Here is a 1,009-nt window from a genome sequence, read left to right as displayed (position 1 = left end):
CCTCGGGGATGTCCACTTCCCGGCCCAGCGCCAGCGCTTCCTTGTCCTTGGCGGTGAAGAAGTCGGCCTCCTCTTTGGAACTGACAAAGTCGTGAACCGTCTTGCCAAGCAGTTCCTGCTCGCTGCGCCCCGTCAATTCCTCGAGGGCGCGGTTGACGCGGACGAGCTTCAGGTCGACGGCATCCTTGACCAAGACTTGATAGGGGATGTGGTGGATCACCGAGTTCAGAAACGCATTGGCCGTTTCCAGCTCGGCGGTGCGCAGGCGCACGCGCGCCTCCAGGTCGACGTTCAGGGCACGCAACTCTTCTTCCGCCCGGCGCAGCGCCGCCGTCTGCGCTTGTTCGGCAAGCGCTCGCCGCACCGAGAACCCGAGCCTCCGCAAGCGCTGCTTGAGAACGTAGTCCGTGGCGCCGGCCCTCATGCAATCCACCGCCTCCTCCTCGGTCATCGCGGTGGAAATCACGATCAGCGGAAGCTCCGGCCGCTGCTGCCGTACCTGCCGCAGCATTTCCAGGCCGCCGACTTCGTAGTCGGACAGYACCAGGTCGAAGGTCAGCCGATGCAGGGYGGAGACGAAGTCCTCCCGGGTCTGCATCCACACGATGTCACAGGCAAGGTCCTCGTCCTGCAGCCTGCTCCGGATGCGTTCCGCATCGGCCGGGTCGTCCTCGAGATGCAGCACWCGAATGGCAGCGGTCATCTYGGCCCGTCCTGCTCKCCACGGAGCGACTCGACAACATCCTTGAACTCCTCGCGGTTGCGTTCGCTCAGCGCGGAGAGGGCCTCGTGCGCGTGCAGGATCCGCTTCTGGACCGAGGCCTGGTCGTGCCCCGTGCCCAGCGCGTAGAGCTCGGGCGCGGCGGGGCTGTCCTCGTGGACCGCGGCCAGCACCAGCTGCATGCTCAGTTCCTCGAACAGGGCGCACACGGCCGGCGTCACTCCCCGGACAACCACGCCTCCCCGGGCCACCAGCTCGTGCACCGTGCCGAGGCAGGTGCTGTCCATG

General features: G+C 66.4%; 2 protein-coding genes. Both read right to left on the bottom strand.

The features are described from left to right. The coding region (locus AC1DY5_RS56935) for a response regulator (RefSeq protein ID WP_478122924.1) at positions 1 to 703 on the bottom strand (703 nt) is incomplete at its 3' end. Next, positions 700 to 1,009: hypothetical protein (locus AC1DY5_RS56930; protein ID WP_478122923.1), on the bottom strand; the 310-nt coding region annotated here is incomplete at its 5' end. The genes AC1DY5_RS56935 and AC1DY5_RS56930, both read right to left, overlap by 4 nt.

The sequence above is a fragment of the Variovorax sp. P4_D9 genome, assembly GCF_056401695.1.
The sequence above is the reverse complement of the archived record's forward strand: the minus strand, read 5'-3'. Positions and strand labels throughout refer to the sequence as shown.